Genomic DNA, 14,023 nt, shown 5'->3' with positions numbered 1-14,023 from the left:
TTTAAGTTAAAATCGCTCATCTAAGTTATCTAATGTATAGTTGAGCGCTTGAAAGCAAATATCAGTATTGAAGCCGCGATATTGTAAGAACCGTAGTTGCTTAGCTTTTTCTTTCTGTTCAGTAGGGATGTCGTCACCATATTTTTTAATACGAGCACTAACTGCCAGTTTAAGCCAATCCACACCTTCCACTAAGCTATCGCTGTTGTCATCCACAAACTCGCTAAACTCATCGGATTCTGAATTGGCCATGTCAATCAGATCATCAATATTGCTGGGCATGGCTATTTTTTTACGATAAAACTCCTGCTTAATACGACCTCGTCCCCGACCTTTGCGAATGCTCTCACGTATTAGCATTAGAGTGGTACGGTAATCACTTTGATAACCCTTACTCTCAAATTCCTCCAGCAACGCGTCAATCTTGTCGGGATCTTGTTCTTTATCGAGCAGCTTCTGCTTAAGCTCAGCCTTACCATATTCACGCCGTGATAAATAATAAAATGCCAGCCAACGCAAACGGCTTTCGGCTTTGATAGCATCTACTTCCGCCTGCCGTTGTTCGGGAGTACGCAGGTAAGCTTTCAGCGCGGAGGGTAGGTTGTCAGTCTCATTGTCTGAGGACGTTGCAGAATTTGACTCTAATAATGTCATCGTAGCACTGGTAGCACTGGCATTATCTTGATCTTGTTCTTCATTAACCTCATGTTTTACCTCAGCCAGCATCTCTTTAATACTTTGTGGCTCAGGGGATTGATAGGTAGAGGCGTCAATAGGCTCAGGGGTAAAATTAGCTGCGGGGTGAAACCGTTTTTTGCGTTTTTTAGCTTTTTCCGTAGAAGGTTCAGCTGAAGAAGGGGTAGTAGAAGAGTCATGAGAGGTAAAAGACTCATACGTAGAAGAATCATCAATATCAGTAGCTTTAGAAGAGCGATGTCGTTTGGAATCTAGATATTCTATATTTGATTGGGTAGGGATTTTATTCGCGTAGTTAGTAGCTTTGGAGGATTTTTTTAGCTTTGAGCTTTTTTGTTTGGAATCAGACGAGCTAGCCGAGTCAGAATCTGACTCGGCTAGGATTTCGGCTAATGTTTTAATCTTCATAACAGTCAATCAATAGTCAATAAAGGGTAGATGGTAAATAGTTATTGTACCGGTGCTGCTTCTAACTCTTTATCAGCTTTTAATTCCTTATTAGTCTTAGCTGCTTCTGGTTCTTTGCTATCATTAAGCACACCCAGTTTTTCAGCGCGAATAGTAGCTTCAATTGCTTGCGCAATTTCAGGATTCTCTTTTAAAAATATCACTGAATTGGCTTTACCTTGGCCGATTTTTTCATCGCCATAGCTATACCATGATCCGGCTTTACCCACTGCGCCAACTTCGACACCTAAATCAATGACTTCGGCTAAATGATTGGTACCCTGGCCATAAGTGATTTCAAATTCTGCTTGACGGAATGGGGCTGCCATTTTGTTTTTGATGACTTTAACACGGGTTTGGTTGCCGATGATTTCATCACCATTTTTGATAGCACCAATACGGCGAATATCCATGCGTATAGAAGCGTAGAACTTCAGTGCATTACCACCGGTGGTGGTCTCTGGACTACCAAACATGACGCCAATTTTCATACGGATTTGGTTAATAAATACCACCATACAATTAGAGCGCTTGGCGTTACCCGTTATTTTACGAAGGGCTTGGCTCATCAAACGTGCTTGTAGACCCATGTGCGAGTCGCCCATCTCACCCTCAATTTCGGCGCGCGGGGTTAAGGCCGCCACTGAGTCAATCACAACCATGTCGATAGCGCCCGAACGTACCAACATGTCGGTAATCTCAAGCGCTTGCTCACCATTATCAGGCTGGGAGACCAATAGGTCATCGGTCTGTACCCCAAGAGCACGAGCGTAGACAGGGTCTAGCGCATGCTCCGCATCGATAAAGGCACAGGTGCCACCTTGCTTTTGGCATTCTGCAATCGCCTGTAAGGTCATGGTGGTTTTCCCTGAGCTTTCAGGGCCATAAATCTCAACAATACGACCTTTAGGTAAGCCGCCAACACCGAGCGCGATATCTAAGCCAAGTGAGCCGGTTGAGACCACATCTACATCAAGCGCGGTCGCATCATCGCCTAGGTGCATGATAGTGTTTTTGCCAAACTGCTTTTCGATTTGACCGAGTGCCGCTTTGAGTGCTTTGGCCTTGTTGTCGTCCATAATGGAATCCTTGTCATCAATGAGTCATTTGCAAATATAAATCTATAATAACCTTCGTATTGAATAAGGCTTATTACATAGTACCTATTAAAGGGTAATTATCTTCGGCTGTTTCTACCTTAAAGTATAAGGTAAAAACAGTAATTAAGAAGCTATGAGGTAAGTTGTGGCATAAGTGTTTTAACAGGTTATACCGAGTAGGTGATTCTACTATACAGTAAAATTAAATGATAAGAGGAGTAAAATAAAGTTCGGAATAATATTGCATTACGATAGTTTTTTTAGTGAGTTAATAGAGATTTTATCCGCTAGCCTCTATTTAATTAGATGAGGTAATTATAGCAAAAACCAAGGACAAGGTTAGGGGTAAGCGTATGCTAAGCGACAACGATTGTCGCATGCAATCTAGTTGTTGGGGCAGAGGAAGGCCTAAAGAGTTTATTTTTATCCTGCTGTTTTGGAACAGCTATTAAAGCTATTTGTCAATAAGATTATGAGTTGTCCACAGAAAATAAATAGTCTTTATTTGCCAGTTGTGAAACATCCCCATCCTTAAAAATTTTTTTTAAAAAATTAAAAATAAATTATTATGTTTATGATTGTGACATAAGTAATTGATTCAATTGCTATTAATTATTGTATAAAAAGTAACCGATTTTACCTTAACCTTTAAGTTATCAAGGCAGATGCGTGTCAAGCCCCGACTTATCCACAGTGTTATCCACAGTTTATGGGGAGAACTCATGCATCCCTTATATTACCAACGTTTGCGTAAATGAGTAAAATGGTCGAAGCCATGTATAAGGTTGATTTCGCGTCCACCTTAAGAGTATTTTTCAGTGAAATATGAAGCAGTAGCCATGTTTCACAACTTATCAGCTTTTTAGTTTTAGTAAAAAATATTACTAAACCCGTTGAGGTAGCGACTGGCTCCTATGGTTGTGGTGTTTACTAAAAATAGCAAGTGATCTGTATGTGCTAATCAGTCAATAATGAGTCGGTAAGTGCAATAAAATAATCGTTAAGAAAATACGAGGCATAAAAAAGCGGCTGAACTATCGGCCGCTATGTTTAAGTATTATCGAGAGTCAAAATATAAGCTTTAGTCTTTGGTATAGATTAAATCCCAGACACCATGACCACGCTCCAAGCCACGACGCTCAAATTTGGTCATGGAACGAAAGTCAGGACGCGGGGTAAAGTTGCCACTGCCAGCTTGATTGCTCAGCCCTGAGAGGTCGTCTAACACTTCGACCATCCAAAAGGCATAATGCTCCCAATCAGTTGCGGTATGGAACCAGCCACCTTGTTTGAGGCTGCGAGTAAGGATTGCCATGCGCTCCGGACTGACAAAACGGCGTTTATAATGACGCTTTTTTTGCCACGGATCAGGGAAGTAGAGTTGGATGCGGTCAATATGGTTTTCTGGTAGCTGCTTGAGCAGTTGAATGGCATCCCCGTTAATGATTTTTATATTAGTCAGATTTTGTGTGCCCGCCATATAGGCGCATTTACCAATACCCGGCTCATGCACTTCGACACCTACGAAGTTGCGTGCTGGGTCAGCCGCCGCCATTTCTATAAACGAGTCACCAAGCCCGAAACCTATCTCTAGGGTAAGCGGTGCATCGCACCCATTGGGCGTATCCGCGAACAGCGCCCGTAGATCATGAATCTCATCAAGATTGCCATCGCCGGAGCTATTATTAACCAAATACTGGGCAAATTCTGGATCAGTCAGTGCTTGCTCGGCATTTTTATTCATATGCGTACGCCGTTTCATAAAGGTATTGACGATGCGGATACGCTTACTAGGGTCAATTCCAGTTACAGTACTGGCAACAGTACCAGCCTCCATATTTATATCTGTAGTATTAGCATTAGATGCGCTAAGCGTTTGGTCGTCCGCAGTATCGACGTTATCGTTGCTATCAGGATGTTGACTCATAAGATTACTAGGGTTTCATAAAGTGAGGAATATGAGCGTATTATATGTTAATTTTATACCAGTGTGAACGTGCAATCACCTAACATAAGGTTAAGTTAGAGTTTTGGGTTCACTATATCGTTTAAGGGTGAGTGGAGATAATCTTAATTATGTGATATTACATTATTTGATATCACATAATGTTAAGCCTGCTGTGATTATATCGCTCATAGGCACCTTTATGTTTTTGGCATTATTGGCGTCTAGAACGACTGTGGTCATATTGAGCCGACATGAGTAACAATAGCGATCAACGCTAGAGTACAGAGGATAATAGTAGCTAGGGTAGCTATTAATAGGTTACGTTTTAGCTTAGACATCGAATCCTCGTCTGCTTATCGTTATCAGCCTTTGTTTGTGAAAGATGTGGCGATAGGCGCATAAGTTATCTATGATTGATTTTTGCATAAGCTTATACTAATGTTTAAACATAAATGTGTAAGTATCATGAAAATAATTTAGTCTAAATAACGTGCTGTGATAACCGTTTAATGCTATTTATTATTAATCGTTTATCAAAATTTTAATTGTCCATAGAGCCTACTGCCATGTTATTTATTGAGACGGACTCGCCGCCACCGTTTTATCAAGAACGGCTAACGCCTGCTAGGCGCAAAAAGTTAGACCAATGGTTTATTGGCCATCGCACGCAGAGTTATTATCTCAAGCGCTTTGAGCAGTTTGATAAGCAAGGATACCTATCCCCAAAATGGCATTGGGCGGCGTTTTTTATTACCTTTCCTTGGCTGCTATATCGTAAACGTTACATGGATGCGCTTGTTTATAGCGTTGCTGGTTGGTCGTTTATTCAGCTGAACATTACCCTTGTGTTGGTGTTTTTTGAGTTTGCAGCAATGTCGTATATTCCTGATACTTATCAGATGGTAACGCGAATAGGTATTGCAGCGGTTATTTGGTTGTTCTGGTCGTTCATGGTGGCGCGCTGGACCGATGCTTATTATTACCGTATGGCGCGGCGTGAAATTGCGGATGCTATTGATGATCATCCACGCGATGAAGCGGCGCAAAAAGCGCACCTAAAACGGGAAGGTGGGGTTAGTTTGTATGGCTTAGGACTGGGTTTTGGGTTTTTTGCCTTCACGCTTATGGTAATCAACGTACAGTTTTTACCCATTATAGCTAAACCAAAAGAGAATGAGGTGCTATTCAATACTTATGACATCGCCAAAACCACGCAAAACAAGGTAGCAATAGTCTACCAGCAGACAGGGCAGTGTCCTGTTGACTTACCACTGAATATCGATGAGCAGCAGGTGCGTATCCAAATTACTACCCAAGCAGCTGGCGCGCCTGAAACAGACTGTGCAATATTGGCTACCATTCAAGACGTCAAATTCCCAACGCGCTATCTGAATGGGCAGACCTTGATGTTTTATCACAATGTTGATGATAATAGCTGGCGCTGTACGAGCTCGCTTAATAAAAAACAAGCACCTGCATACTGCGTTGACGATTAATTTTTAGGGCCAGGGTCAGGAATATTATCGTTTTTTGTACTGCCATTTGGCGTATCTTCAACGGGTGTTGCTTGGTTTTTTAGTACCGCATAAAAATCGCTCAAATCCATCTTACGCGCTTTATCGATATCCTCATCAAATAAACTTTCGAGCTCTGCCATTGCTGACTGCGCGGATTCAATCATTCGCGCTTCATCATCATAGATGGCTTGTTGGCGCTCAATCAAGTCATCGTCATAGTCACGGAACGTTTGAATGGTTTCATGGGCTCTTTCAGGCGAGATACCTAATAGCTGTAATGACTCACGTGACATATCTAAAGATGATAAATAAGTCTCACGCCAAATATGGCGAACACCGACCTCACGTAGCCGATAATAATGTTGACGATCCCGGGCGCGTGCCAGCACGATCAAATCAGGATAGTTTTTACGGAGGTACTCAGCCGTAGTAATAGAACGCTCTAAATCATCAACCGCGATGATAAATATTCGAGCTTTACTGATACCCGCTGCCCGTAAGATTTCAGGGTTTTTTGGGTCACCATAATAAACTTGGTTACCAAACTTACGGACAAAATCAACTCGATTCGCAGAGCGTTCAATAGCGGTAAATTCGATATTGTGCATCCGTAGTACGCGGCCAATAATCTGTCCAACCCGCCCAAAACCAGCAATAATTACCGGATGCTCATGATCAGGAATCGTATCATATTCAGGACTGGGTTTACCTTTAGCAAAAAAAGGCTCACCCACTTTTTCTAACAACAAAAAGGCCACTGGTGTCAGCGCCATAGAAATGGTCACAATAAGCGTGAGCATATTTGCTAGATCAGGGCGCAAGACATTTTGCACGGTGGCCACACTGAACAACACAAATGCAAACTCGCCGCCTTGGGCTAAAGTGACCCCCAACCGAATACTGGTCGGCCAACGATTGCCTGAGACTTTGGCAATGGCAGTAATTACGGCAAACTTGATAAACATCAAGGCCACTGCACAGCCTATAATAAATAGTGGCTGCGCTATAATAAGTTTGACATCGGTAAGCATACCTACCGACATAAAAAACAGTCCCAATAGTAACCCTTTAAAGGGTTCAATACTGGCCTCTAGCTCATGACGATACTCTGAGTCAGCAAGCAATACGCCGGTCAAAAACGCCCCTAATGCCATCGACAGACCAATCTGTTCCATTAAGATAGACACGCCCATGACAATAAATAATGCCACAGCGGTTAGCAATTCTGTTGCCCCACTTGAGGCGACAAACTTAAAAAATGGCCGGACAACATAGCGGCTGGCAAAAATTAAACCTGCAAAAACAGCAAAAACCTTGCCAAAATAAATTAAATCGTAGCTTTGTTCGCGCACCCCAGATAAAAATGGAATGACGGCTAATAGAGGAATAACGGCGATATCTTGAAATAATAGAATGGTAAACGCTTCGCGACCGTGCGTGCTGGATAGCTGCTGTTTTTCGTTAAGAATTTGCAGAACAAAAGCGGTGGAGGAGAGCGCTAAGCCAAACCCGACGATAAAGGCCGTATCTAAATGTAGGGAGAAAAACTGATATAAAATCCCCATTAACAGCGTGCCAGTGAGACCCACTTGCAAGCCACCCAGTACAAATATCGAACGGCGCAGTGCCCATAAGCGCGAAGGCTGGAGCTCAAGCCCAATGATGAACAGTAGCATCACCACACCAAACTCAGAAAAGTGTAGCAAGCTTTCGGCATCGCCTGCCACATCTAGCGCACTTGGACCTAAGATTAGTCCTGTTATTAGATAGCCTAGAACCGTAGCAATACCGAAGCGTTTACCCAGTGGTACAAAGAGCAGCGCCGCACCCAAAAAGATCGTAGCTTGTAACATTAAATTTGGTGAGCCGGCAGCGGCAGCGAACATATGAGATCCTCAGCATTTACGATAACAAGTAATATAAAAATCAGTACAACACAACAATGATAAATCAGCCATTAGAAAAGGCTATTTTTTACGATAAATCTTCCACACATCATTGTCCGCCAGCGGATTATTGTAAGCATCATTACGGCGTTTTCGTGGTGTTTGCCGACTATCGACAATTTTGAAATCAGGCAAAGCATGGACAATCAGTCCGGTACGATAAAAGCGTATGCGCTCAGGCTCTAGCATTTCACCTTTTTGGTCTCGGCAAAACACATAAGCTCGTAAGTCAATAAATTCACGATGCGCGACTAATCGTGCCTCATCGTCATTGTCGAATACGGCTGCCATTCGCTCAAGCTCTTGCGGGGTATAGTTACCGCATTTGTCCGTCAGTGCGCCAACTGAGCCAAAGCTTTTAGATTCTTTGGCTCGGGTTTTGGTCAGATGCAAACGCTGAACATGATAGATAAATTGGGGAATCTCAAGGCTGGCAGGCAGAGGTAGGTGATCAGGCGGTAGATAAGCGGCAGGATAAAAGGCCATGGCGCGTTCAATTAAGTTTTGCCAGCGCTGCTGATAGGCTTGCACTTCGGCTAAGTTACCTTCATAAATGGGCATATCACGGATTTGCCGTAGGATATCAGGCGGGAACTGCTGGTCACGAAAGCTGGTAATATCCTCTTGCAGCGTTGACAGTAATATTTTGGCCTGTTTTTTACCCTCTTTTGAGATAGGGTCGTCGATATAGCCGTTTATAGGGCTGTTAATATCACTAGGGGCAACAAATGGCGCTGAGCGTCTAGACATGGCGGAGTTTCATCAAGTGGTCGTGAATAAATCATTCAAAAGCATAGTATGCCTAATGATGGTATAACTGTTAGGCTAGGTTTTTACTATTTTTAACATGCTAACACAACGTAATAAATCAGCGTGAGGTTAATTTGTTGGAAATTACTCTTGGGTCTACTAAAAGTACACTTCTAAAATTTGTCATTTAAATTAAATATGCTTAAAAATATTAACATCAGACTGCTGGTGGCTTTGATGTGTATGATGGTGCTGCCGTCGTTATATCGGGTCATTACACAAGCTATTAACGTAATCCCAAATCTCATACTCGCGCGCGATTCTATGATGACCATCCTCATAATATTCTACCTCCCAGCTCTTAGGTAAATTTATTAGGGCTTCGCGAGCGGTTGCAACGTCTAATATTTCATCGTTTACCTCAATCATTACCTTAGTCAGCTCAACATTACTGGTAGGAAAAGGTAAATCCGTTTCGCCTGCAATAGGGGCTCTATTAAAGAGTACGACACTAGGATCGATACAGGGGGCAATCAACAATGCTCGTAGTCCGTACTCGTGGGCAAAGTGATTGGCAAACCAGCCACCGAGCGAATGTCCTGCCAGTACTACTCGAGAATATTCCTGCCTCTTTTCCTGAATCAGGGCATCATAAATCTCAAATACGCCTTTAAAGTCCTCGCGGTAATTGACTGTTTGGCAGTACTTTGGCTGGTGCTCTATACAAGTATATTTACTGGTCTCACAGCTTGAATCAAGACCATGAAAGAACAGCAAGAGTGTCTCATTATTTTCGGTAGGTAACATCATAATTGTCTCTTTTTGAGTTAATGGCGCATGTTTTTTATTTACCATTCATTTTTATGCCACACTATTGGCGTTTTTTTTATTCTCAATTTCATTTGGGCTTTTAAGCAACAACAAGAGCATTACTAATATTTGCGAGCGCCAAATAGCTGGCAAATTTTGGCCAATGATAGCCTCTAGAATAGGATTTGCTTATCTACCTGATATAAAAAAAGAGAATTAGATATTTAGGTTAGATTATTAATGTTAGGTGTTGGCATTATTATTTGAATTGTCGCTACAGTTTGGTTAGGCTGGCCACTATGTCGATATATTTTTCGGAAAATTCGATACGCCGTAAAAAGTTAGGCGTATCTGTAACTTTAAAAGCAGCTGTACCTAAAAATAGGTATTAATGCGAATGGCCATGATGACTGCCCGCGTTATTCATTGGTCGATCCGCTACACTGCAGACTAAGGCATCACTGTGGCCTTGAGCTTGTTGATGCGATAGGCTTTCAACTTGCATAGTTGCATGGTTGATACCCAACTCTGTTAAGCGCTGTTCCAGATCAGCAATTAATAAACTTGCCTCACAAATGCTCATGTCACCATCAACCACCACATGACAAGATAACGCATTGAAGCCACTAGTGATGCTCCAAGCGTGCAGATCATATACTTTTTTTACCTGAGAATGGTCAACCAAGCGCTGCTCAATAGCCACTAAAGAGATGCCTTCAGGAGTACCTTCCATGAGTATATGTACCGAATCACGCACCACACGGTAGCCGCTAAATAGTATCAGCACAGCAACGATAACTGAGGCGGCCGCATCCGCCCATACCCAACCAAATCCCATCATTAATAAAGCGGCAATAATGGCAGCAACTGAACCCATTAAGTCACTTAACACATGCAAGTAGGCGCTTTGCATATTTAGATTAACGGGTTTCTTAGCGTCAGTCTTTTCAGTATTATCTGAGGCTGTCTCATCTGTATCTGCGCCATGACTGTGCCCATCTCCATCATTGCTACTGCGATGCATCAACCACGCAACCAAGATATTGACCAGTAGACCAACAGTGGCAATAATAAGCATGCCTTGAGTAGCAACATCAGGCGGCGAGTTAAAGCGTTTAATGGCTTCATAAAAGATTATTAGGGCGATCAGGATGAGGGTTATACCATTGACGCTGGCGACTAAGATCTCAAAGCGCTTATAGCCATAGGTCTTTTGATGGGTCGCGGCTTTTTCACCAATTTTGAAAGCCATTAAAGTGGCGCCAAGTGCCACGGCGTCACTGAGCATATGACCTGCATCAGACAATAGCGCCAAACTACCCGTCAGCCAGCCACCAATTGCTTCGATAAACATATAGCCGGTAATAATGATAAAGCTAATTAATAAGGTGCGCTGATAGCCTTTGGTATCTTGCGGGCCCGAGTTATTTACTGAAGTGCTACCTTGATTGAAATGCTCAGAGGTATCAGCAGCAGCTGATGCGTGTTTGGCGGTACTATTACTATTAAGACCGTTATTTTTTTTGAGATTGGGGTTTTTTGGACTCATAAGAATACTCAAACTCGAAATTACAAAAAGTTAAATCAAATACTTAGAATTATAGATGCTGGGCTATACAGAATAGCGTGCCATGGTAGGGTTTGATGCTATGGATGAACGCCATGATCTAATGCTATTCACAGCTAGACAAATATAAGTAGAAAGACACAAAGAATTTAGCATATTTAAGGCTTGGAAGCTGTTACGGAGAGGTAAAAATAGCGGGGATAAATAAAAATTTGACACGGCCTAATTCGACTACTGAGCGCTAGTATCGAATCGAAACCAGATGAGTAGAACAGGAGGAAAAAGAGCGAATACAGTACAGCGAATACAGTAATTAAGTCTGAGGATGGAATCTATTTATATGGCCTTGACTGCGTTACCAACCCACCGGGTCGATATCTAAGGTTAGCTTAAGATATTTAGCGCTTGGCATAGCAAGTACCGGCTGCCACCATTGATTTAAAATACCATGCAATTGCTTGCGATCTTTTGCTAATAATAAAAGCTGCGAGTGATAGCGACTGTTCTTTTTACTCATCGGCGCATCAATAGGACCGAGTACTGCCAAATTATGGGGTTTCGGTAAGCCTGCAATAGCATCGTTAAGAGCTTGCGTGGTTGCCGCCAGCGTTTTACCTTCACAGCGTATTAAAGCGGCATAACTATAAGGAGGTAGCCCCATCATTTTGCGCTCTTGTAATAGCTCGCGAGCGAATGGTAAATAGCCGTCTTTGACCAGTTTTAGTAGTAGTGGGTTGTCAGGCTGTAGTGTTTGAATGAGCACGCGCCCTGACTTGTCACCACGTCCGGCTCGGCCAGCAACTTGAATCATCAGTTGGGCCGTATGTTCAGGCGAGCGAAAATCTGCCGATAAAAAACCACGATCGGCATTGGGCAAGCAGACCAGCGTCACATTGGGGAAATGATGGCCTTTTGCAACCATCTGGGTGCCGACTAGTATCGCTGGCGTGCCTTGATTGATGCGCTGATAAATCTTCTCCCAACTGTCCTTTCGCCGCGTGGTATCACGGTCAATCTGAATAATAGGATAGAGGTCTTTGCTGGTTTGCGGATTGGCAAAGATAGCCTGTAAGTTTTCGCTCAGCCGTGTCGTCCCCATGCCTTTAGCATCTATATTTTGGCTGCCGCAATCAGGACAAGCGGCAGGTATGTAAGCTTGCCAGTCGCAATGATGGCATTTTAGATAGTTGTTCGAATAAGAGCTACTTTGCGATTGGCTGCTATAGTGTACGGTCAAATGAGCATCACAGCGCGGGCAGTCGGCTTGCCAACCACAAGCCCCACACAATAAGACAGGCGCATAGCCGCGACGGTTTAAGAATATCAACACTTGATCGCCGGCTTCTAACGTTTGGCGAATGGCTCCAATCAGTTTATCTGTCAGCCCCGTATCGTAGCGTGCGCCATCGTCTTGTATTTGCTGATGGGTACTTTGCATACGCGCATCGATAAGTTGCATAGTGGCGGGCTTGGCATTGCCAGGACGGGTACTCAGTAGACATTCGACTAGCTTGCCGTCATCGACCAGCTTTAAGTGTTCAAGGGTGGGGGTTGCCGTACCGAGTACCACTGGAATATTACCTTGTAGTCCGCGGTATAGTGCGATGTCAGCGGCATGATAACGTAAGGTGTCTTGCTGTTTATAGGAAGCGTCATGGGCTTCATCAACGATAATCAGCCCTAGATTTGCAAAAGGATAAAGCACCGCTGAGCGCGTACCAATAATAATTTGCGCATGACCCGTACGGCAATCTTGCCAGCCTTGCATGCGGTAAGTATTGGTCATTCCTGAGTGCAATAGTACAATCTGCGCGGCGAAACGACTGGCAAATCGCGCCCGTGTTTGCGGGGTTAGACCAATCTCTGGTACTAAGATTAGCACCTGCTGGCCAGCTTCTAATACCGTTTGCATGGCTTGCAAATACACTTCAGTCTTGCCGCTACCGGTGATCCCGTTTAATAAGAAACCGGTATATTTATTAGCACTATGCGCAGCAATAATTGCTTCAACGGCTTGCTTTTGCTCCGTATTCATATCGAGCGGCATTTTGGCTAATCTCACTGCAGTAGGCGCAGTTTTAGGCTCAATATAGCGCTCAATTAAACCTTTTTCTTCCAGCGTCTTTAAAAACGCCCGCTGCATACCTTCCAGTAACAGTACATCTTCACTTGCGCCGCGCTCGCCATGCAATTTAAGCATATCGAACTGTTGTTTTTGCTTGTTGGCGTTAGCGCGAAAATCATCGTCACTGATATGTGGCAAAATACGCCAATGAGTGATGAGTAAATCTAGTGGTTTACCTTGGCGTACTAAGCTTGGCAACATAACCGACAACACCTCACCAAGTGGATAATGATAATAACGTACTAGCCAATAAGCCAACGCTAGCATGCGCTCATCTAAGATAGGCGTATCATCTAAACAGTGGTTAATTGGTTTGAGCTTATTACTCGGCACAGTGCTGTCAGTTTGGGCGATATGGGCAACGACAATACCGATTAAGGTCTGCCGACCAAATGACACTTCCACGCGGCTACCAATCTGAGGTAAGACAGGCTTAGGCATGCTAATGCTATCTACCGGTACGCTATAGTCAAACACCCGATAAAGGGGGACGGGTAGAGCAACTTGTACCAACATCATCCGCGCTCGCAGCCTTATATGAGAAAACCCGTAGGGATAATAAAATTAAGCCCAAATGTCTGTCGTTGGACTAGAACCATTTGGGCTTAATAGTTTTATATTAAATGTTTTTACATTAAATAGTTTTATATTGAACGATTATAGACTTGACGATAATACTTTATCAAAGCTATTCAAGATATAAAATAGACTCAATTTCGACCACACCGCCTTTAGGCAAGGCAGCAACTTGTACCGCAGCGCGTGCAGGATAAGGCTCACTCAAGTTGGCGGCAAACAGCTCATTAAGAGTAGCAAAGTCACTTAAATCGGTTAGTGAGACATTAAATTTAACCACATCATTCAGAGTGCCGCCTGCTGCTTCACAAATAGCTTTGATATTAGCAAATACTTGCTTGGCTTGCGCCTCAAAACCATCTCGTAGTTCCATGGTCTCAGGGTCAAAACCCAGCTGTCCTGAAATATATACGGTATTGCCTACTTTTACCGCTTGTGAATAGGTGCCAACGGCAGCAGCTGCTTTATCGGTTTGTATGGTCTCACGGGTCATAATGTATCCTTATTATGTTTTTGGTACTGTAATATGCTAAATATTTAG

The 14,023-nt window shown here is 43.2% G+C and carries 10 protein-coding genes; 1 reads left to right on the top strand and 9 read right to left on the bottom strand.

Features of this window, described 5'->3' with window-relative positions:
* Positions 1-6: 6 nt before the first annotated feature.
* From U1P77_RS08515 to trmB, 3 genes are all read right to left on the bottom strand, one after another.
* The gene (locus U1P77_RS08515; protein WP_321154603.1) at positions 7-1,104 is read right to left on the bottom strand and encodes a regulatory protein RecX; all 1,098 of its coding nucleotides are present in this window, start codon (positions 1,102-1,104) and stop codon (positions 7-9) included.
* A 41-nt stretch (positions 1,105-1,145) separates the two neighbouring features.
* Entirely contained in the window at positions 1,146-2,222 is a 1,077-nt protein-coding gene (recA, locus tag U1P77_RS08510) for a recombinase RecA (protein ID WP_321154602.1), read from the bottom strand.
* A gap of 1,102 nt (positions 2,223-3,324) precedes the next feature.
* Entirely contained in the window at positions 3,325-4,170 is an 846-nt protein-coding gene (trmB, locus tag U1P77_RS08505) for a tRNA (guanosine(46)-N7)-methyltransferase TrmB (RefSeq protein WP_321154601.1), read from the bottom strand.
* Between the two features lie 587 nt (positions 4,171-4,757).
* Between trmB and U1P77_RS08500 the strand changes: the two genes are divergently transcribed.
* Positions 4,758-5,687 (top strand): DUF2628 domain-containing protein, encoded by a 930-nt coding sequence (locus U1P77_RS08500; RefSeq protein WP_321154600.1) that lies wholly within the window; start codon positions 4,758-4,760, stop codon positions 5,685-5,687.
* Here the strand turns inward: U1P77_RS08500 and U1P77_RS08495 are convergent.
* The 6 genes from U1P77_RS08495 to U1P77_RS08470 form a co-directional block, all read right to left on the bottom strand.
* Positions 5,684-7,594, bottom strand: coding sequence for a monovalent cation:proton antiporter-2 (CPA2) family protein (locus tag U1P77_RS08495; RefSeq protein ID WP_321154599.1), 1,911 nt, complete (start codon positions 7,592-7,594; stop codon positions 5,684-5,686). The genes U1P77_RS08500 and U1P77_RS08495 overlap by 4 nt on opposite strands.
* Before the next feature lie 81 nt (positions 7,595-7,675).
* Positions 7,676-8,404 (bottom strand): hypothetical protein, encoded by a 729-nt coding sequence (locus U1P77_RS08490; protein WP_321154598.1) that lies wholly within the window; start codon positions 8,402-8,404, stop codon positions 7,676-7,678.
* 261 nt (positions 8,405-8,665) lie between these two features.
* Positions 8,666-9,214 (bottom strand): YqiA/YcfP family alpha/beta fold hydrolase, encoded by a 549-nt coding sequence (locus tag U1P77_RS08485; RefSeq protein WP_321154597.1) that lies wholly within the window; start codon positions 9,212-9,214, stop codon positions 8,666-8,668.
* 388 nt (positions 9,215-9,602) lie between these two features.
* Positions 9,603-10,763 carry a cation diffusion facilitator family transporter gene (locus tag U1P77_RS08480; RefSeq protein ID WP_321154596.1) on the bottom strand — a complete coding sequence of 387 codons (1,161 nt, stop codon included), beginning with the start codon at positions 10,761-10,763 and terminating at the stop codon, positions 9,603-9,605.
* A 373-nt stretch (positions 10,764-11,136) separates the two neighbouring features.
* Positions 11,137-13,422: a primosomal protein N' gene (locus tag U1P77_RS08475; protein ID WP_321156665.1), complete on the bottom strand. Its 2,286-nt coding sequence runs from the start codon at positions 13,420-13,422 to the stop codon at positions 11,137-11,139.
* 172 nt (positions 13,423-13,594) lie between these two features.
* Entirely contained in the window at positions 13,595-13,975 is a 381-nt protein-coding gene (locus U1P77_RS08470) for a Rid family detoxifying hydrolase (RefSeq protein ID WP_321154595.1), read from the bottom strand.
* Positions 13,976-14,023: the final 48 nt, after the last annotated feature.

It is taken from the genome of Psychrobacter sp. LV10R520-6 (genome assembly GCF_900182925.1).
Classification (GTDB): Bacteria; Pseudomonadota; Gammaproteobacteria; order Pseudomonadales; family Moraxellaceae; genus Psychrobacter.
This window is presented reverse-complemented; position numbering and strand designations above follow the sequence as displayed.